Genomic DNA, 21,039 nt, shown 5'->3' with positions numbered 1-21,039 from the left:
GAGGAAACCAATCAAATTTTCGCAGTCAGCTTTGATGACACGAGATATCTTGGCAACGCAGCAGCAAAGAAATGACCGCATAATTGTCTTGGCGCTGATTTTTCTGACGCTGCTGGGACTAGCATTCCGGCTCTATTTGGCGTGGCGCACCAACCAAACTCTCCCCGATACCCCCGCCCGTCTCACAGGCGATGAACCAGGTTACGAGTATTTGGGACACTCTTTGCTAGAGGGTAAATTTTTTGATTGGCCGGGCAGGACACCAGTGTATCCCTTTTTTGTAGCTGGATGTTATGTAATTTTCGGTCGTTCTCCCGCATCTGTAGTCTACGTACAAGCTTTTTTGGGGGCGACAATCATACCCCTAACTTTTATCCTGGCACGGCGTTTTACTGGCCCTCAAAGTTCCTTAGTCGCCGCTGGATTAATTGCGCTACATCCCTCCCTGATTCTTCATGTCAGGCTGCTGCAAACAGAGATTTTATACGCGCCTTTAATGATTTTAACAATACTGGGCTTGCTGCGAGCATTGGAACAGCCGGAGTGGCAAAATTTTTCATTAGCAGGTGGGTTGTTGGCAATTACGAATCTTTGTCGGCCGACAGCGATGTTGTTTCCGGTAATTGTCCCACTATTGATGCCGCGCCAATGGTCTTTTAAGCGCAAGATTGCTTTGTTTCTTGCTTATTTGGGCGCAATTATCATCATTACCACACCTTGGACTTACCACAATTATCGAACTCACAAGACTTTTTTGATTTACAGTGTTTCTACGGGGCTGCTGTGGCAAGGAAGTCCAGAGTTTTATCATTTTGCCTACGAACAACTGCCAAAACGCCATATCACTAAAATTTGGCAGGAAGAACTCAATCCGGCTCGGAATGGCGGACACGATGTTTTTACCATTGAGGGCGATCGCTATTTTACCAAACGGGCGATCGCTTCAATACTCTGCGAGCCGGCTGTCTATCTCTGGTATTGTTTGCAAAAGGCAGTTTATTTGTGGTTGGGAAACCCTATAAGTGACTGGCCTCATCACGCTATGTTTAATGTGCAGGCAATGCGGAAATTCTTTTCGCCGCAACGGATTGTCGGCATTTTAGCGTCGCGAATTTTGCCTGTATTTGCGGCTTTGGGCATGATAGTTTTGCGGCATCGCTGGCGGGAGTTTTTGCCACTGCTGGCAGTCTGCGGCTATTTTACTTTGATCCATGCGCTCACTTATGCAGAAGTTCGCCACAGCGAGCCACTGCACCCGATTTTGGCGATCGTAATCGCCACGGCGGCGGGGGAACTTCAGCGTAGGTTAAAGTTAATTAGTCAGTAGGTCTTAGGCGGTTAGCCATTAGTTATTAACCCAGTGTTATCAAAAACTCTAATTCGGAATTTCACCCTCGCCTTTTTAATTGCCATCGGCCTAGAGTTGTTTGGCCCAACGACAACTTTTGCTCAAAACATCGCAACAATTAAATTCTCCGGTACTGCTGCGGGTGTCAGCACTCGCTACATCGGTGCAGTCGAGGGCAACATTAACTTTGATCTCAAAGATTTGCAAGATTTGGGAATTAATACATACCGCATTTACGGCGGGATGTCTCGATGGGAACCGGAAGACGATGACGGTAAATACGGCTGGCCGGAAATCTCCCAAATTAAGGCAAATCCAAATATTATTAATTGGGCGCATTGGGATAAAATTATGACCGATCCGCCCCGGGGTAGCGATTATTCGTGGTCGGGAGAACGTGGTAAAGTTTGGGAAGGCAATGCTAGGACTATTTTTAATGCTCTCAAACAGGCTAAGATTCGCCCGGTTGTGAGTATTCGTAATGTGGACAGTAGCTGGAATCCGTCTTGGGCGCTGCAATTAAATCCGCCCCGAACTAAAGAAGATTGGAACGAGTGGTGGGAACACGTGTTTGCTACGGTTTATTGGTTGAATGTACGCAACGATTACCGCGTTGATGATTGGGAAATTCACAACGAACCGGACTACCGCATACAGGGTTGGGGTGGAACTATGGCTGACTATTTTGAGTTGGTGAAAGTGACCAAAGATGCGATCGACTTTGTTTACAAAAGTTATTTGCCTGGGCGCGCTTACCGCATCCACAGCCCGACAAGCGTAGGTGGCAGCATTTGGCCTGCTGAGGCTTTGCGAGAAATTCCTAATTATTTCGATACTGTCAACTTCCACAATTACGATGCAGATATTTCTAACTACACCCGCAAAGTGCGCGGCTGGATGAAGGGGACAGTCCGTGCTAACTCGGAGGTTTGGGTGGGAGAATGGGGAAGTTATCAAATTAGCTATAACGATTTCCCTTTAGCTTTAAGTTTGATTAAAAATTTGATCCGAGGTTCCCAACCGGGGGATAATTATATTTACGGGAGTCACATATTCTGTTTGTACGACTGGGGAAAGCCGGCACTGGCGGAAGGTTTGCTGGGGGACGGGGGAAAACGGCGCGCGAGCTACTATGCTTTGCGGATGGGAATTCGGGCTTTGCAAGGGGGTAGGGCTAGCTTTTTTCCGATCGCTAATAGTTCCGATTTAATGGCAGTTGCAACTCTCGATTCTAGTAAGAATGTTTACTTGCTGGCTGTCAACGATCGAGCAAAATCTTATACTGTTCGTGCCGATATTTCAGCTTTAATCGAAGCTGGTAATGGGACGGTGCGGGAGTTTAGTTTGAAGTCAATGGATGAGGTTGTTAGCAGCTTGACCCTGAAGGGTGGTAAGGCGACTTTTTTGGTGCCGGGGAACAGTGCTATTCTCATCAAGTTCGTTAGCGCAGCCCTCGAAGAGGATCGCCCGAATTGAATGTCAAATTCTCGGAGTTCAGAATTGGGATAAGATAGAATTAGTTACGATCGCAATTATTTATTTTGTGCCCTCGAACCCTCGAACCCTTAATTAGACAGTTGAAATATCTAAATCGTGTTGTGATTCCCCTCCTGTCGCTGGTAAATTGGTAGCGTGTAAGTATCTTGCCTCCAACAGAATCCGATCGAGAATTCCCTTGAGCGCGAGAAGGTAGCCGAAGTCTAGACATCGCAGAAATTCTTGCTCGTAAACCCGCAGTAGTTAGGTTAGGCGAGGAATTGCCGGCCAGTCTTCATGTCCGCCCTCTGCTAGATAGCATTGGTTCTGACTTTCAGCGCCCGTCAATTGTCAGGATTTGGCACGGAATTAATTTTTAATGCCAAGATGCTGATAGTAGGGGTGATTTTAATCTTACAGAAACTTTGATCGCGCACAGGTAACCTCGCGCGCAAAGCCTCTCAATCAACCTGCTGCTTGCGACGATCGGGTTTTTCCAACAAATATCACTCTTATGCCCGCTGATGTTTATTCCCTCTCTCAGTCAGGTCATTAACCGCCATCCCCTCACCGTCACCCCTGGGACGCCCGTAGAAGAGGCGATCGAGCTGATGAGCAGCACAGGAGCCAGTTACGTCCTTGTGGTAGAACCGCGCGGAAATTTTCAACTGGGAAATCCCACCAACGGGACTTCCCCGCAGTCGCGGGAACAGTTAGGTTTCTACAAAGGCCTACCGCGTGCGCTACACGCAGGTGCTAACAGGCTCAGTCTCAACGGCCTCAACGGCTCAAAAGCCGACGATACCGGTGGCCAGATGGTGCTGGGGATTTTTACAGCGCGAGATGTCGTACAGCTAAATTCGATCGGCGCTGCTTTGAGGGGATTTGCGATCGAGCAAATCATGATCAGAACCGTAACTGTAGCCCGAGAATCGGAAATTCCCGACTTTTTTGCCTTAGCCAATCTGCTGGACAAACATCTGATCGGGCATTTACCAGTCGTCAACGACGCTGAAGAACTTGTCGGTTTAATTAGCTCTCAAAGCTTGGTACAACTGTTGCAGGAAATTGGGGAATCGCCACAACCCATTAGCAGCCCTTCGCCACCTGCTTCGCCCTTGCCATTTCCTCCGCCACTGCCAATTTTACATCCGAAATTAGAGATCCCCGCAAATTTAATTAAACTCGATCAAATCCCTCAAATCGCAGCGTCGCGAATTATTCACGCTCCGGCTACTGCTTCAGTTCGCTATTTGGCGCAACTGATGTTCCGACACAATGTTAGCTATGTATTAATCACTGAAACCCCGGAACCAAACTCGAATGGTGCAGCTCAAAATGCCAAATTTACAAATCCCAACCTCCACAAACTGGTTGGGGTGGTAAGTTCGCGGGACATCGTGCAGTTGCAAGCCACGGGGAGAGACTCTAGCAGAATTAAAGCAGGAGCGATTTGCAGCAGTTCGCCAGCCCTGGTACGATCGCACTCTACCCTCGAAGCAGCCATCGCCCTGCTGCGAAAACACTACTGCCAGTTACCTCTATTAGTCATCAACGACAGCAATCACCCGATCGGGATTGTCAATCCTCAAACTATCCTGTTACAAGCACTGGACTCAAAATCTCTGCATTCAGGCTTGCTCGCTTTGCAGCGCCAGCTAGAATCTAGCAACGCGCAGTACAAAAAACTCTTGGCCCAAATACAAATTCCGGCAGCCAATCCCTACCCAGATGCAGAAATTGCTCAAAACAGTAGCGTCGCGCAGCCCCCAAATCTCCCCGCTACCGTCAACAATCAGGGGATTTGGGATTGGAATCTCGAAACAGATGAGTTTTTTTATTCGGCGCGATGGCAAGAAATGCTCGGCTACAAAGAAGGGGAAATCTCGAATCGGCGATCGGAATGGTGGAGTCGCATCCACCGAGACGACATTGACGGAGTAAAGGCAGCTTTAGAAGATCACTTCGCACAAAAAACAGCGGATTTTGCAGCCGAATATCGAATGTACTGCAAAGACGGCAGCACTGTCTGGGTGCTGAACCGAGGTCAAGTTTTGCGTAGCGCTACGGGCAAACCGCTGCGGGTAGTCGGAACTCATACAGATATTACTCCAAACCAGCAGTTAGAACTCAAAAACTCCGATGGCGTCGAGGAATTCCAAGTATTTGATGCTTTGAAAGCAACAGTAATTTTCCAGATGGATGCGGCGGGGATTTGGACATTTCTCAACCGTGCTTGGACTGAAATAACGGGTTTTTCGGTGGCTGAAAGTTTGACAACTAATTTTTTAGATTGGGTGCATCCAGATGAGCGCTCGCATTGTGAAAATTTATTGGAGTCTTTGCTGTCTGGTAATTCACCATTTTATCGGCGAGAACTGCGATTTAAATACAAGTTGGAATCTGGCAAAAACGAATTGGGAATTCAGATTGATTCAGGCTTTGTTTCAGTTGAAATATTTGCCCAAGTCCGGCTGAATTCCCAAGGTGAAATACTGGGAATTTTAGGGACTTTGCACGATGTCTGCAACCGCGTTGAAGGAGTTGAGGAACTGCGGGAAAGCGAGCGGGCAATTCGATCGCTCTACGAGGTAATGGTAGGCTCGTCCGGCTCTTTTGACGAGCGAACGACCCGGTTGCTGGCAATGGGTTGCAGTCAGTTTGGGATGGATATCGGGCTGTTGGGCAGGGTTTTGGGCGATCGCTACGAAGTGCTCGCGGCTTATGTACCGCAAGATTTTCCCTTCGGATTTGCTAAAGGAGACGGTTTTTCTTTAAGCAGAACCTTCGAGCGAGAGGTTTTGCGATCGATCGAACCTATTTCGATCGAATCAGCCGGCACTACTCAGTGGAAGCAGCATCCCGCTTACGCCGTGCGGAGGTTGGAGGCTTTTGTCGGCACCAGGGTAATAGTTCAAGGGCGAGTTTTTGGCACCTTGAGCTTTACTTCCCGCACCCCTAAATCTCCTTTAAAACCGCTGAATTTTGAAATTTTAAAGCTGATGGGCAATTACATCGGGGCGGAAATTGCCAGGGAAGAGCGAGAGCGAACTTTGCAGCGACAGTACCAGCGCGTCTTGCTGCTCAAACAAATTACTCAAAAAGTGCGATCGACCTTAGACACTCAAGAAATTTTTCAGACTACCGCCACCCAAATCGGCCGCGTATTCGGCGTCAATCGCTGCACAATTCACACCTATCTTTCCCAACCTTATCCGCACCTTCCTTGCGTCGCAGAATACCTAGAACCAGGTCACGAATCGGCTTTAGATTTAGAACTTTCTGTCACTTACAACCCCTACACCGAAAAACTACTCGCAGAAGATATCGCCCTGGCATCTCCCGACGTGTTTGCCGATCCTTTGCTCGAATCTTCCGTACCAATGTGCCGCCGCATCGGATTAAAATCTATGTTGGCGGTTCGCACTTCCTATCAAGGAGAACCGAATGGCATTATTACTTTGCACCAGTGCGATGCAACTCGCCAGTGGACTCCCGACGAAATTGAACTCTTAGAAGATGTTGCCGCTCAAGTCGGAATTACCTTAGCTCAAGCACTACTCTTAGAAACGGAAGTTCAGCGCCAGCGACAGTTAGCAGAGCAAAATGAAGCTTTGGAGCAAGCGCGAGAAGCGGCCGAAGTAGCTAACAGAGCTAAGAGCGAATTTTTAGCAACTATGAGTCACGAAATCCGCACTCCGATGAATGCGGTAATCGGGATGACGGGTTTGCTGCTGGATATGCAACTAACTCCAGAACAGCGGGATTTTGTTGAGACAATTCGCACCAGTGGCGATGCTTTGCTAACTATTATTAACGATATCCTCGACTTTTCCAAGATTGAATCGGGTAAAATGGATTTGGAACGCAGCCCCTTCGATCTGCAAAACTGTATAGAAGAATCTCTGGAATTGCTAGCTCCTAGAGCGTCGGAAAAAGGTTTAGAGTTGGCTTATTTTATTGATGATTCTGTTCCGAAAAACATTTTAGGAGATGTCACAAGGCTGCGCCAAATCTTAGTAAATCTGCTGGGCAATGCAGTTAAATTTACCGAGTCTGGAGAAATTGTTGTCTGCTGTACGGCTCGGAAAGTTGAACAATTACCTGCTAAGAGTTCGCCGGAAATTAGCAATATTCTAGAGCCGCAACCGCTAGCAATTAACCAGGGAAAGTTGGCAGGTAGGAGACTGTACGAGATTCAATTTGGTGTCCAAGATACGGGCATTGGCATTCCGCCAGACCGGATCGATCGCCTGTTTAAAGCTTTTTCGCAGGTAGACGCTTCGACAACGCGACATTACGGCGGGACTGGGCTGGGATTGGCTATCAGCCAACGTTTGAGCGATATGATGGGCGGTAAAATGTGGGTTGTCAGTCAGGTAGCTCCGGGCAGTTCCAAGTCTCAACCTGCTGTTTCTGCGATCGGACAAAGTACGGCAGGAATCCCACCTGCGGGATTTTCTGCACCGTCGATATCGGGTTCCGGTTCGATTTTTTATTTCACGGTGATTGCTGAAGCTAATCAAAACGCGGCTGAAGAAAAAAAACCGGAATTTACTGTTGGGAAGCGTTTGTTAATTGCCGAGAATCATGCCATTAACCGCCAAGTTTTGATCCGGCAAGCTGAGGCTTGGGGCATGATACCCGTGGCTGTAACTTCAGGCGCTGAGGCTTTGGAAATCATCAAAGGAAACTCGGCGATCGATTTGGCTATTTTGGCGATGAATCTACCAGATATGGACGGTGTGGCTTTGGCTGTGGAGATTCGGAAATTTGAGCTGAGCAATTTATCTAATGGCGACGCGCTAAATCCGAATGTCATCAAAGTTAAAAGCCCTCGCAAAGTTACGCTACCTTTGGTGCTGTTTACTTATTTGAGCAAGGCGGAAGTTTGGAAAAAACTTGAAACTACAGAAGTACATTTTTCGGCGTTTTTAACTAAGCCTCTAAAACAGTCCCAGTTTTATAATGTATTGCTGCAAGTTTTTGGGTATGTTGCTGGTAGAAGCAGCAAGGGAGAACTTTCAAATGTGGCGACTTTGACTTCGGGATTGAAGTATTTTGAAAATTCTCAAGAACAGCACCGCGCGCAGCGGACGCCTGCGGTTTTGAGGCAGGTTCCGAGCAATTCAGCCCCACACGATCCAAGTAATGCTAATCAGATTCGGATTTTGCTGGCAGAGGACAATGTGGTGAATCAAAAAGTCGCTACGCATTTGCTCGACAGGATAGGATATCGGGCGGATATTGCGGCTAATGGCTTGGAGGTTTTGGAGGCGTGCAAGCGGCAATCTTACGATGTTGTGCTGATGGACGTGCAGATGCCGGAGATGGACGGTTTGGAAACGACGCGCCGCATATGTGCGGAATGGCCAGCTAACAAGAAGCCGAGAATTATTGCGATGACGGCTAATGCCATGCAGGGCGATCGCGAAAAGTGTCTGGAAGCGGGTATGGACGATTATATTACTAAGCCCGTGCGCCGGGAAGAGTTGGCCCTCGCCCTCAGCAAGTGCCAACCTCTGCGTCGGGATGAATTGAATGCCGTTACTGAACCAAAAAATCCAGATATTTCCGATCAAAATGGCAGTCATGTTACTAGACATTCGAGCGTTCAACCGCCAGCAAATTCGCCGATTAATTTTGAGGTTTTGCACAATCTCCGCGAGCTAGACGATGAGGACGATCCGGATTTTTTGGGGGAGTTGATTAAGATATATTTGTTAGACGCACAGCAGCATTTAGAAACAATTAAGGAAGCTATTTTTCTAGGTGACGCTGACAGTTTGAAGCTAGCTTCTCACACGCTGAAGTCGAGCAGCGCCAATTTAGGAGCGGTGTCTTTTTCGGAAGTATGCAAGGAGTTGGAGTTGATGGGCCGCGTGGCGGTTGAGTCTGGAGGGGAACAGGTTTTTGATGCGAGGGCGGCGCGCGATCGCCTATTGGAAGCCGAAGCTGAGTGGGAAAAGGTGCGATCGGCTTTTGAGACGGAATTGAAAACGGGGAATTTGCGATCGCAAATGGGGTAATTTGTTATTTGTTGGTTGTTATTTGTTAGTTGTTATTTGTTGGTTGTTAGTTGTTAGTTGTCAGTTTCAAGGGAGCATCTCAGTTTTGCATTTACAGTGCGAGCGTCCCCGCTCGCGTGCTTGTACAAGCACGCGAGCGGGGACGCTCGCACTACCATAAAAAATGCTTCTTGCAAAACTGAGATGCTCCCAGTTTCAATAACCAATAGGGTGCATCTCTTTTTTGCAAATATATTCGTAGGGGCGAAGCATTCCGGCAGTAAATCTCTGGCGATCGCTAATAAATTGTCTGCCGGAATGCTTCGCCCTTACAAAATTGAGATGCACCTAACCAATAACCAATCACCAATGCCCAATTCCCAATTCCCAATGCCCAATTCCCATATTTAACTTTCACCTAAATAGGCTTTGCGAACAGTTTCATTTGACTGCAAATCGCTAGCACTACCAGCCACTACAACCTCACCAGTTTGGATCACATAGCCGCGGTGGGCTACACTTAAAGCCATGCGAGCGTTTTGTTCCACGAGTAAAATAGTTGTACCTTCAGCATTAATATCGCGGACGATCGCAAAAATTTGACTGACTAACATCGGCGCCAAACCCATACTCGGTTCGTCCAACAATAGCAAACGGGGGCGGGACATCAAAGCGCGGGCGATCGCCAGCATTTGCTGTTCCCCGCCGCTGAGAGTGCCCCCTTTTTGACTAATTCTTTCTCGCAAACGGGGAAATAAATTTAAAGCTTTTTCCATATCCGACTTGATACCCAGAGTATCGTTGCGTAGATAAGCACCCATTTCCAGGTTTTCTTGCACCGTCATCCGCGGAAAAATCAACCTTCCTTCCGGGCTTTGAGAAATGCCCAAACGGACGATCGCCTCTGTAGACAGCGATTCCAAAGGCTTACCCTCAAATAATACAGTGCCGCTGCGCGGGCGCAGCAATCCTTGAATCGTGCGGAGAGTGGTAGTTTTCCCCGCCCCGTTGCTACCAATTAAAGTCACAACTTCTCCCTCCTTAACCGTTAATGAGACTCCTTTGAGGGCGTGAATATTTCCGTAATAGGTATGAATATCTTGAATTTCTAGCATAATTACTCTTTGTCGGCTATCTTTATATAGATTTTAATCAAAACACGGACATATTTACCATTACCCGTTGGCATCTTCTTCTTTTCCCAAATAAGCCTCAATCACGCGAGGATCTGCGCGAACTTCATCGGGAGTTCCCTCAGCAATTTTAGTACCGTACTCCATTACACTCACGCGATCGCTAATTCCCATCACCACTTTCATATCGTGTTCGATCAGCAAAATACTCAAATCCAACTCATCCCGAATCCGGTAAATAAACCGAGTTAGATCGGCCGTTTCATTCGGGTTCATCCCCGCAGTCGGTTCGTCCAACAGCAAAACTTTTGGGTCAGATGCCAAAGCCCTCGCAATTTCCAATCTGCGCTGGTCGCCGTAGGAAAGGTTTTTTGCCAACTCCGGCGCTTTCTTCACGCCTAAACCGACAAAATCTAGCATAGTCAGCGCTTTTATTTTAGCTTCCCGTTCCTCCGAATTCACAGTCGGAGGGCGGAGGATTGCACCCAACAAACCAGCTTTTAAACGGCAATGTCTGCCTACTAAAATATTATCCAACACAGTCATGTTGTTGAACAATCGGATATTTTGAAAAGTTCTAGCAATCCCGAAAGTTGTCAGGCGATCGGGCGGTAAACCTGTGATATTTTTATTTTCCAGTACCAACTGGCCCGCACTCGGTTTGTAGATGCCGGTCAGCATATTAAAGAATGTGGTTTTACCCGCACCGTTGGGGCCAATCAAACTGGCGATCGATCCTTTTTCTAAGGTTAAGCTGACTTGATTTACCGCAGTCAAGCCGCCGAATCGCATTGTCAGTTGCTGTGCTTCTAATAGTGACATTTTGGTTGTGTTTCCTAATATTAGTTAAGCTGTGATACCAATTTTTTATGAGGGTGCATAGAATCTGATCCCCCCTAACCCCCCGAATAGTCGGGGGGGCCAAGAGTTACTCAAAGTCCCCCGACTATTCGGGGGATGCGAGGGGGATCGGGATATGTGCAACTTCACATTAAATTGGTAAGAGAGTTCGGATTCTATATAATACCAAATCTGATCTGTTAAAGTGCGTCAGCTTGGCTGTGGTGGGATGCTCGTTACGACAAGGAAAAATTAGGGCCTCGGAATGCGTTACATAAAGTCTTAGGCTAAGCTTTATAACTGGGTTTCAGCTTAACGACGACAAAAAGGGTGGAAAATTAAATTACACTGATATTTGGTCGCGGGCGATCGGCTACTATAGTAGGGGGTATTGTTGAGGTCGGAATTATGATGAAGCTTGGTTTGCTGGTGCGATCGCAAAACCTCTCCGCAGAAAAATCTCCAAACAACGACTTAGGAATCGGAAAAGTTACCGAGCTATCCTACTCTACAGCAACGGTTGAATACTTCTGCTCGATCGGGCAACGCCTAGAAAAAATCTTACCCTTAACTTCGCTTTCTAGAGTTCGACTCCCGCCTCAGACACGATGTTACATCCAGCCAGAAAACCAGGATACATGGATAATTGGTCGAATTTTTGACTGGGACGAAGATAAAAGTCTGTATCGCATCGATCTACCCGATAAAAAGATAGCATTAGTTGCCGAACAGGAAATTTACGTTCGCTGCAACCTACCCATCGATGATCCCATCGAAACTCTAGCGATGAAAGGTCAGGAAACGCCTTACTTTCACGATCGGCGTTTAGCTTTTGTCCGGTGTCTGATCCAACAGGGCGCCGTCAGTCGCGGGATGACAGGGCTGATTTCTGCCAATATTGACCTTTATCCCCATCAAGTTGAAGTTGTCCGCCGCGTGCTCGAAGACCCGATTCAACGCTATCTTTTAGCTGATGAAGTTGGACTGGGAAAGACAATCGAAGCAGGTGCTATTCTGCGCCAGTATCTCCTCGATGAACCCCAGGGACGTGCAGTGGTAATTGTACCGCAATACCTGCGGGAACAGTGGCTTCAAGAATTAGAAAGACTTTCTCTCTGAATTTGCCGATCGCGTCCAGGTACTTGCTGTAGAGGATGTCGATCGAGTCAGCCCGAATGCCGCTTTGGGCTTCCTGATTTTAGATGAAGCACATCATATTGCAGCAATGGCGACTTCTTCAGATTCGAGAGAGCGCAGGCGTTTCCAAACTTGCAAACACCTCGCTCACAAAAGCGATCGCCTACTCTTATTATCCGCAACTCCAGCGATCGATCGCGAGCAAGATTTCCTGGTAATGCTGCACCTCCTAGATCCGATCACCTACCAAATTGATGATGTGGAAGGTTTTCGGGCGAGGGTGAAAAACCGCCAACAAATTGGTCGAGTTTTACTTTCATTTAAAGAGGGTGCAAATCCGTTTGTGCTTAAAACTAACCTCAACCAACTGCGAAATTTGTTTGCTGAAGATAAATATTTGCTAGATATGGTAGAGGAGTTGCAAAATTGCTTGCTTTCTCCAGAAATACGAACGGGCGATCGCGATCCAATAGTGCGATCGATCCGCACCCACATCAGCGAAACCTATCGGCTGCACCGCCGAATGCTCCGCAACCGCCGCGCTGCGGTAGAAGATGTAATTTTTGACCGCAATGTGACACCAAAATTAGAATATGACTTAGATGAGCGATCGGCCCAAATTCACGAACTAATTGATGAATGGCGCACAGTCGCTCCTAACCAACCACAATATCAGCAAATATTTCTACTTTTATTGAGTGCCAGCGGCACTTGGTTGGGGATTTTAGTGCAAGTGCTGGAAACCCGTTTAAGCAGCATTTATCATTCTGATTTGATGCCCGAATTCGGTGGCGATAATCTCCGCATTCTCAGAGAAACCCCTAAATTTTCTGGGGAAGAACAGATTTTGCAATCTTTACTAAGGATTATTCAGCAACCTTCAGAAGAGGGCGATCGCATCGAATTACTAAAAATAGTAATACTGTCTCATCTTTCAGACACTCTTAAGCTTCAATCTTATCGCAGCAACCAGCATAAATTGCTCGAACAGGTGCAACAGCGAATTCGCCGACCGATATCGGGAGACACCCTACCTAAAATTGTTATTTTTACCAGTTTTGCCCAAACAGGCGCTGAAATTTTCCGGTGCTTATCAGATACTTTTGGTCGGGAATCTGTAGCTAGCCATCAATTATGCCTGTCTCGTTCTGATGTTGAAAAAAACCTCGATCGCTTCAAAAACGACCGAAATTGTTTCATGCTTGTTTGCGATTCCTCCGGCGAAGAAGGCCGCAACTTTCAATTTGTCAATTGGATGATTAATTTCGATATTCCCCGATCGCCAAATCGTTTAGAACAAAGGATTGGCAGGATCGATCGCATCGGCCGCCCTTTAAATGTTCAATTTACAGTATTCGCAGGCTCAGACTTAGAGGATAGCCCTCACGATGCTTGGTATCAATTATTAAAAGACGGTTTCGGCATCTTCCGTCAATCCATCGCCAGTCTTCAGTTTTATGTAGATGAAAAACTGCCAGAACTAGAAGCTGCTTTGTTTCAATCTGGTGCTAGCGGACTATTGGACAAAATCACTGCCATTCAACAAGAAATAGAGCGCGAACAACTGAAAATCAGCGAACAAAACGCTTTAGATGAAATAGATGCCCAGGATGAAAACGCTACCGAATATTTTCAAAATTTAGATGATTTTGACGCTCGCCATCAGCAAATTCAACGAGTAACAGAAGGCTGGATCTGTGAAGCACTTCACTTTAAACAAATTGACGACCCAAACTTAGAAAAAGTAGCGCGCTATCAACCTAGTAAACGTACTTTAATTCCCATCCGCGACCTGCAAACTCGCTTTGCTAATCGTACCGAAAAACCCGGTACTTATAACCGGAGAATATCAACTCAGCATCCCGGTGTCAATCTGTACCGAATTGGCGAAGGATTTGTGGAAGCACTAGCATCTTATATCAATTGGGATGACCGGGGTCAAGCCTTTGCGATGTGGCGGTGCGATGAATCTTGGGATGCTGGAGAAGGGATGGAATGGTTTGGTTTTCGCTTTAATTATCTAGTCGAGATTGATTTGGAAATATCCCAAAAAGTTTTAACAGATTTGGGGATAGACGATCGCAAATACAAGGCTCTCAAACGACGCGCTGATGCACTGTTTCCCCCAACGATCGAGACAATTTTTATTGATGCTAGGTGCGAACCGATGAGCATTGTTGAAGATGAAGCACTTTTGAAGATCCTGCAACGTCCGTATAAGAGTAAAACCAGTCATTCATGTCGAGATTACAACTTGGCAAAAAGCCGATCGCCAATTCTGAATGAGTTTGTCGATCCTAGTAATTGGTCAGAATTTTGCCACCGGGCGCGTCGGACTTCTGAAACACTGTTGGGCGATCGCACTTCTTTCATCGAACTCTGCGAACAACAGGCCAAAATTGCCGATCGCAAACTAGGAAAAAGACTTGCTCAACTGCGCCTGCGCCTCAATCGCTTAGCCCAAAGCCAACCAACTTCGCACTCGTTATTAGCGCAGGAACTCAGCATAGAAACTGCTTTAAGTCAAGTTATTTTACAAGGAATTCGCCATCCCAAAATCAAGCTCGATTCTGTAGGATTCACTATCGTTTCTGGGCGAGTTCCAGTTCAAATTCAGAAAGAGGAGGATGAGTGATGGCTGATTCATTTCAAGAGTTAAGAGACATTCTCCAAACAGGTAAGATTCCTGCTAATACAAGTCAGTTTTCCGAAGCTTGTTACAGGCGCTTGCTGGATGCTTTGGCTGCTGCGGGAACTCCTGACGCACCGGAAAAAGGGGATATTGCTGCTTTAGTGCGTCACGTATTGCGGCGGGAAGATGAGCGACAGGGTGGAATGCCGCAAACTCTCAAAGTACCTCCGACTTATCCTTTCCCCCATCGAGAAATTTGGCAGCAAAGCGGCATCGATGTTTTGGTTGAAGGCTCGGATTACTATTTAATTAGCGCTCGTCCTTGGCAACCAAATTGGCTGGATTTTTCCAAACAATATGCTCCAGATAAACCCGTATTTAAAGAGAAAAATCGCCGTAATTACGAGGAAGTAGTGGGAGATCCGTTCCTGGAATTGGTGGATAGGAAGAAGTATCGGAGTGTCGGGCAACGCGAAGCAATTCGTGCTGTTTTGACTGCTCCTGAGAGAGCTACACTTGCGATTAATCTGCCTACGGGCTCGGGCAAAAGTCTCTGCGCTCAGTTGCCAGCGCTTTTGCGATCGCACATTGATGGTGTCAGTGCGATCGTTGTGCCGACTACAGCACTCGCGATCGACCAAGAACGAGCTTTAAAACCCTTTGTCAACCATCCAACTGCCTATTATGGCGATGAGTCTGAGGAAGGACAACAGAAACGGCAGGAAATTCGCGATCGCCTTCGCAACGGCACTCAGCGCATCGTTTTCACCTCACCCGAAAGCTTGATGAATTCCCTCGCACCGGCTCTTTACGAAGCAGCAAGCTTAAATAAATTGAGGTATTTCGTAATAGATGAAGCTCATATCGTCGAGCAGTGGGGCGATGATTTTCGCCCGGCATTCCAAGAACTTCCAGGCTTGCGAAGAGACTTATTGCGTTTAACATCTTTTACAACTTTATTGCTGACTGCAACCCTAACCGAATCCTGTTTAGATACCCTGGAAACTTTATTCGGAAAACCCGGCCCGTTTCAAGTGATATCTGCCGTGCAATTGCGCCCAGAACCTTCTTACTGGTTTGCTTGGTGATCTCCCTCGCCCTCTGATTGTTTACGCCACCAAACGCGAAGATGTCAGGCGGTGGCAACAGGATTTGTTGCGTGCTGGATTCAAGCGGTGTGCGATGATGACCGGAGAATCTAGCACAACAGAACGCTCTCAACTGATTCAAGACTTGCGCGAGAGACGAGTTGATATAGTAGTTGCTACTTCGGCTTTCGGATTGGGCGTCGATCAGTCAGATGTTCGAGCCGTAATTCATGCCTGCATCCCCGAAACTATCGATCGATTCTATCAAGAAGTCGGTCGCGGAGGTCGAGACGGCAAGGCTGCAATTTCCCTCGCACTGCATACCGATGAAGACCTAAAAATTGCCAAGTATCTTAACGAAAAATCTGCAATTACGATCGAACGGGGTTTGCAGCGGTGGGAAAGTATGTTTCTCAAAAAAGAACCCTCGATCGATGGTCGGTTTCGCGTTCTTGTCAATATTCCTCCATCTTTACAACTAGCAGATATTGACATGAACAGCGAACAGAATCAGGCTTGGAACATCCGCACTTTAACGCTGATGAGTCGGGCAAGTTTAATCGAAATGGATGCCGATCGACCGCCGCTTATCAAAAATTTTGAATCGAAAAACGCTTATCAAAAAGCTTGGGAACTGCACCGAGAATCCCGCTTTATTCGGATTCTAGATGAATCGCATCTGAAAAAACAAACCTGGGAACAGAAAGTAGAACCAATTCGCCAGCAAAGCCAAAACAGGAGCTATAAAAACTTGGAATTGATGCGCGAGGCTTTGCGACCCGAACGCTGTATTTCGGAAATCTTAGCTGAAGCTTACACAATAGGCGATCGTACAATACCAGAACCGAGAAAGCAGGTGATAGTTTCTCGTGCTTGCGGCGGATGTCCTGTTTGCCGAAAAAACCGGGAATCAATATTTTCGGGAATTATGCCCGCGCCGATATCTGTATGGCAAAACCCTAAACTTTTTGTAGGTAAAGAACTAGAACGATTGCTAGCAGGAGATAACTTAATGCTGATTTTCTATGAATCTATGGAGGAGAAAAGTTGGAAACGCAAAAGCCCTCAAGTTTTTCAATGGTTGACGGAGCAAGGAATTAAGAATTTAGTTGTTACTCGCGAATTTTATAGTACATTAATTAAAGAACCAAATCTAATTTCAGATGCTTTTATATTTTTGTTTGAAAAATACCAACCCATTCTGATGCCGCGCATTCCTACCCTGATCTTTCATCCACCAGGAAAGGCTATTCCTGAGAAATATCTGTCACCAAACAGAACTTCTGACGCGCCGCTGATTATCGTGCTTCCGGTAGATACAGCAGATCCCAGTCGCAATGACCGCAAGCTAATTGATATTTTTCCAGGTAAATATTTTATGTTTAACCACTTTTGTACGGAGGTGAATTTATGAGCGTATTAAAAACTGCTTTGGCTGCTCCTAGCCGAATGCGAGGCATATTTAGATATTTACTTCAAGCACCCAAACAGCGAGAAAACAGGGAAAAACTCACTGGGTTGCTTTCTCCCGATAAATTATCAGAAGGGAGAAACAAAGGTGCGGAACATCCGATGTTTGATGCTGCACTGCGAGAAAGTATCAAGTGCGGTTTATTAATCGAAGAAAACGAGGATATTGCTATAAATTTTAATCTTACTGAAGAAGCTCGACATCCTCAAACTGGCGATAAGTTGTTGCCGGATACGCTGGTACAGCTATTTTTCGCTTCTGATAATGAAGATGAAGCAGATTTAGGCAGGTTAATAGCATGGTATTTAGCCCAAGATATTTATGATGCTCCCGATACATGGGAAAAAGTAGAACAGCTTGTCGCAGAGCAGGGAGTTGCTGAGTCTTTAGATTTGAAAATATCCAGTAATACTTTGTCCGGTCAAGTCGAGGATTGGATGTGTTATTTAGGGTTTGCTTGGAGTCATGCTTTAGGAGGAAACAAAAGAATAGTTGCCGAGCCAACTGCTTACCTCAAACGCAATTTAAAAGAGTTATTTCAAGGAGAAGTGCAAGCTAAACTTTCGATCGCAGAGTTTGTCGATCGTTTAGCCGAAAAATGTCCTCTGTTTGAAACTGGCAAATTTCGAGAACAAGTTGAGGATAAAATCGGTTCTCGCTTGCCAAATCATTTATCAACTAGCACGGCTTTTGCTTTATTCCGCCTTCAGGATGATGGCTGCATCCAGCTTATAAAAGAGTCGGATGCCGATTTATTCATCCTTCCAATTGGTGACAAAGAAGCAGGATTTTCTCATATTATTTGGACGGGAATAGAACTATGACTTTTACAAAATTTGTTTGCTGGGATGTCGATCGCGTTCGCCGCGTGATGGGTGTGGAAGCTACCCAAACGGCAGATAGTATATTTCTGGCAACTCACCATCCGATCGCCATGTACCGCCAGGAACTTATCGAAATACCGTCGCAAGTTCGCTACAGTGAGGAACAATTTCTGAAGGATTTTCTGGCAGAACAAGATTTCGCTTTCGTACCAGTTTTAGGAAGTTCTGGCACAGGAAAATCTCACCTGATTCGGTGGCTAGCCGCCAATATTGAATCGACACAAAAGCGTCGAGTTTTGCTGATTCCCAAAATAGGAACGAATCTCAAAGATATTATCAGTTTAATATTAGAAGGGATGGCAGGAGCCACCTTCGATGAATACCGGCAGCGTTTAAATCGAGCGACTAGCACCTTGACTGAAGCACAAGCGCGGGAACAAACTCTGAATCAGCTTGCTGCTGCGGTTGGCCCAAATGGTCGGGGCGATCGCACTAATCTTTCTGATGCACAAGATTACCTAGTTGATGTAATTGACTCTTTTTTATACGATCCATTTTTCCGAGAACACTGGCTAAAGGATGAAGGTATTATTCATCAATTAGTTATCCACATTCTCGGACATCGAGATACGGTAGAAATTGTGGAAGAACGGCGGCAATTTTCGCTTGAGGACTTGCCTCTAAATGTTTTAGACTTGCAAAAAGCTGGGGAGCGATCGCGGGAATTTTATAGCTTGTTAATCGGCGATGATGATATCCAAAAGGAAACTGTAGATTGGTTGAACCGACATTTAGATGAAGCGATCGCTCAGGTTTTGAGCCTCGGGCGGGAAGACTTGCAAAGATTAATGCGAGAAGTTCGCGAAACTTTAGCCGAAGAAGGAGTAGAATTAGTTTTGCTAATTGAAGATTTTGCGAAATTTCAAGGAATCGATCGCGAAGTTTTAGAAGCAGTTTTAGCGAGGCCGCAACAAGCGGGAAGCAAATCTTTGTGCGCGATCCGAACGGCGCTAGCTTGTACTACGGGCTATTTTGACGGTTTGAGGTTAGATACTGTAAAACAACGGATTACTTTTAGCGTTAATCTCGATGTCGGTACAGTTGGAAAACAACAATCTTTAGTGAATTATTCAGATATCAAACAATTTGTGGCGCGATATCTCAACGCGGTGCGTTTGGAGGATAAAATAATTCAAGATTGGGCTAAGTCTCGCAATGATGAAGATTCAGATAAAGCAACTTTAAGTAGTGCTTGCAGTGAATGCGAACACAAACTAGCTTGTCATGCAGGTTTTGGAGAAGCGGACGGTTTTGGTTTGTATCCCTTCACGCCTGAAGCATTAGAGCAGATGCTTGCCAGGGTAAACCCCGAAACTTTTAAACCTCGATTTTTGATTAGAGATGTTCTCAAGTGGACTCTAGAAAATTCTATTTCCGATCTTAAGCATGGAGACTTTCCTGCTATTTCTCTGCGAGAACATTTTGGTAAGATGCGGCTGAGTGCAATGGTTCAGGCAGATATTAAAGCCAAAGACCAACAAAATTACGATCGCCGCCAAATTCTCCTCGATTTGTGGACTGATAGTAACGAGCTTTGCGATTTGCACCCGGAAATTCACTCTGCATTCGATCTTCCTGCACTGGGCCTGAAGGTACATTCGACTAAAGTTTCACCATCTGTTTCGCGGGCTAAAGAGTCTAGAACTTCGGTTAATAATTATCAAGTTGAGCCGCAATCTCAAACTGAAAAATTTCCCGAAAAACTGACAAAACAACTCCAAAATCTCGATCGCTGGAACAACCAAGATATTCTCCCGCAAGATATCGGTGGAGAACTGCGACCGTTGATTTACTCAGCGATCGGCGAGCGGATAGAATGGGACACAGAAATGCTGCTTAAGGGGAGTTTTGCTAGTAGTGGGACAACATACTTTAAAAGCAGAAATATTACTTTTTTCAGTCCAAAAGTGACAAGGGAGACGATTTCTGGAGTTAAATTATCTCTTCCCCTTAATCCTGATGATGCAGATGAGTTTCGAGAAAGCGCGATCGCCTTTCAAGCCATTTTGCAGTACAATCATTACAAGCATTGGAAGTTCCCCGAGGGCGATCGCTACTTCCGCACCTACGCCAAACAACTGGAAAGATGGAGTCAGTATGTTGTTGGCCAGATTCGCCTGTATCCCCGCGAGTCTGGGGAACCCTGGAGTCCTGTACCTGCGGCAGTTGAGCTACTGGCGATCGCAGCAACAATGGCCGGAAATCCTGCAAATTCGATGGAAGATTTGATTAATAGTTTGTTTCTCGACTTAGAAGCAAAAGATTTAGAAAATCGTTCAGCTAACTGGAAAAAGCTATTTAATAGCTTGAAAAACCAGCGCGAGGCTTTACTAGAAATTGTTACCAGCCGCACGGCTTGCACAAAAGGAAGTTCTAAACAATTTCAGATTATTGATGTTGTACAAATCCTCGATCCATTGCAACAGGTTAGCAAATCTTGGCAACTTCAATGTGAAATTCCGGTCGATGTTCGAGAAAAGTTTCCCGAAATCAATAAAGCGCGTCAAGCTGCGGATGAAATGCTAGAAACAGCGATTCAAGAAGAGTGCGATCGGCAACTTGCTGTTTACAATTCTCTCATATCTGAATTAGGAGAAGACATCAAGAAAAAAAATGTTATCGATTTAGTCAAAAAGGCGATCGATAGTTCAAAAGAAGCTGGTGTATTTCGAGGGAGAAAGAGTGGCGATGACCTAAAATTAGTATTGGAACAGTTTAAACGAGTTGGGCTTTCTAGCTATTTAGAAACAATGAAGCGCGTGCAAGCTGAGAAAGATAATTCAGATAGCAAACCGAGCAAGCTGCTTAAATATCTCAGCGAAAATCATCAAAAAGCAATGACAGAAGCTTCGGAATTTCTCGGAAACACTAACAATTTTCTTGATGCTTCTATAAGCGATGTCAATAACCAGATTGAACTACTAGAAAGGTCAGGTGGCGCGACAGTAGAATCTTGCCATAGAGCTATTCAAGATGGATTGGCTAGACTGCGAAATCTAATTACTGAAATTAAAGGATAGAT

At 45.9% G+C, this 21,039-nt stretch carries 10 protein-coding genes and 1 pseudogene; 9 read left to right on the top strand and 2 right to left on the bottom strand.

The genetic code is table 11. The features are described 5' to 3' along the window. The first annotated feature begins 34 nt into the window (after window positions 1–34). The 3 genes from JGK20_RS13645 to JGK20_RS13635 all read left to right on the top strand — a co-directional run bounded on the left by JGK20_RS13645 (window position 35) and on the right by JGK20_RS13635 (window position 8,853). Window positions 35–1,327 (top strand): glycosyltransferase family 39 protein, encoded by a 1,293-nt coding sequence (locus JGK20_RS13645; protein ID WP_293230824.1) that lies wholly within the window; start codon window positions 35–37, stop codon window positions 1,325–1,327. 33 nt (window positions 1,328–1,360) lie between these two features. Then, window positions 1,361–2,824 (top strand): hypothetical protein, encoded by a 1,464-nt coding sequence (locus JGK20_RS13640; RefSeq protein ID WP_293230821.1) that lies wholly within the window; start codon window positions 1,361–1,363, stop codon window positions 2,822–2,824. Window positions 2,825–3,348: 524 nt separating this feature from the next. Next, a complete protein-coding gene (locus JGK20_RS13635) occupies window positions 3,349–8,853 on the top strand; it encodes a response regulator (protein WP_293230818.1) in 5,505 nt (1,834 codons plus the stop codon). 386 nt (window positions 8,854–9,239) lie between these two features. Here JGK20_RS13635 and JGK20_RS13630 read toward each other — a convergent pair whose 3' ends face one another. Beyond that, window positions 9,240–9,947 (bottom strand): ABC transporter ATP-binding protein, encoded by a 708-nt coding sequence (locus JGK20_RS13630; RefSeq protein ID WP_293181702.1) that lies wholly within the window; start codon window positions 9,945–9,947, stop codon window positions 9,240–9,242. 60 nt (window positions 9,948–10,007) lie between these two features. Continuing rightward, a complete protein-coding gene (locus tag JGK20_RS13625) occupies window positions 10,008–10,787 on the bottom strand; it encodes an ABC transporter ATP-binding protein (protein WP_293181701.1) in 780 nt (259 codons plus the stop codon). Between the two features lie 426 nt (window positions 10,788–11,213). Between JGK20_RS13625 and JGK20_RS13620 the strand changes: the two genes are divergently transcribed. The 6 genes and pseudogenes from JGK20_RS13620 (at window position 11,214) to dpdH (ending at window position 21,037) form a co-directional block, all read left to right on the top strand. After that, on the top strand, window positions 11,214–11,924 hold the full coding sequence (locus JGK20_RS13620) for an SNF2-related protein (protein ID WP_293230815.1): 711 nt from the start codon (window positions 11,214–11,216) through the stop codon (window positions 11,922–11,924). Between the two features lie 49 nt (window positions 11,925–11,973). After that, window positions 11,974–14,577: pseudogene (dpdE, locus tag JGK20_RS13615) on the top strand (protein DpdE); the annotation flags it as partial. Further along, a complete protein-coding gene (locus JGK20_RS13610; protein ID WP_293230812.1) occupies window positions 14,577–15,662 on the top strand; it encodes a DEAD/DEAH box helicase in 1,086 nt (361 codons plus the stop codon). The pseudogene dpdE and the gene JGK20_RS13610, both read left to right, overlap by 1 nt. Next, window positions 15,652–17,076 (top strand): helicase-related protein, encoded by a 1,425-nt coding sequence (locus JGK20_RS13605; RefSeq protein WP_293230809.1) that lies wholly within the window; start codon window positions 15,652–15,654, stop codon window positions 17,074–17,076. The genes JGK20_RS13610 and JGK20_RS13605 overlap by 11 nt, the downstream gene beginning before the upstream one ends. Continuing rightward, window positions 17,073–17,957 (top strand): protein DpdG, encoded by an 885-nt coding sequence (gene dpdG, locus JGK20_RS13600; RefSeq protein WP_293230806.1) that lies wholly within the window; start codon window positions 17,073–17,075, stop codon window positions 17,955–17,957. Before JGK20_RS13605 ends, dpdG begins: the two co-directional genes overlap by 4 nt. After that, on the top strand, window positions 17,954–21,037 hold the full coding sequence (gene dpdH / locus JGK20_RS13595) for a protein DpdH (RefSeq protein ID WP_293181698.1): 3,084 nt from the start codon (window positions 17,954–17,956) through the stop codon (window positions 21,035–21,037). Before dpdG ends, dpdH begins: the two co-directional genes overlap by 4 nt. Window positions 21,038–21,039 lie beyond the last annotated feature (2 nt).

Source organism: Microcoleus sp. PH2017_05_CCC_O_A, from assembly GCF_020738785.1.
Lineage (GTDB): Bacteria > Cyanobacteriota > Cyanobacteriia > Cyanobacteriales > Microcoleaceae > Microcoleus.
The sequence above is the reverse complement of the archived record's forward strand: the minus strand, read 5'-3'. Positions and strand labels throughout refer to the sequence as shown.

What these genes read in the sequence shown, in the direction of transcription:
- JGK20_RS13645 (WP_293230824.1), top strand. Translation starts at nt 35, where the DNA reads ATGACACGAGATATCTTGGCAACGCAGCAGCAAAGAAATGACCGCATA.
- JGK20_RS13620 (WP_293230815.1), top strand. Translation starts at nt 11,214, where the DNA reads ATGATGAAGCTTGGTTTGCTGGTGCGATCGCAAAACCTCTCCGCAGAA.
- dpdH (WP_293181698.1), top strand. Translation starts at nt 17,954, where the DNA reads ATGACTTTTACAAAATTTGTTTGCTGGGATGTCGATCGCGTTCGCCGC.
- JGK20_RS13630 (WP_293181702.1), bottom strand. Translation starts at nt 9,947, where the DNA reads ATGCTAGAAATTCAAGATATTCATACCTATTACGGAAATATTCACGCC.
- JGK20_RS13625 (WP_293181701.1), bottom strand. Translation starts at nt 10,787, where the DNA reads ATGTCACTATTAGAAGCACAGCAACTGACAATGCGATTCGGCGGCTTG.
- JGK20_RS13610 (WP_293230812.1), top strand. Translation starts at nt 14,577, where the DNA reads ATGGCTGATTCATTTCAAGAGTTAAGAGACATTCTCCAAACAGGTAAG.
- JGK20_RS13635 (WP_293230818.1), top strand. Translation starts at nt 3,349, where the DNA reads ATGTTTATTCCCTCTCTCAGTCAGGTCATTAACCGCCATCCCCTCACC.
- dpdG (WP_293230806.1), top strand. Translation starts at nt 17,073, where the DNA reads ATGAGCGTATTAAAAACTGCTTTGGCTGCTCCTAGCCGAATGCGAGGC.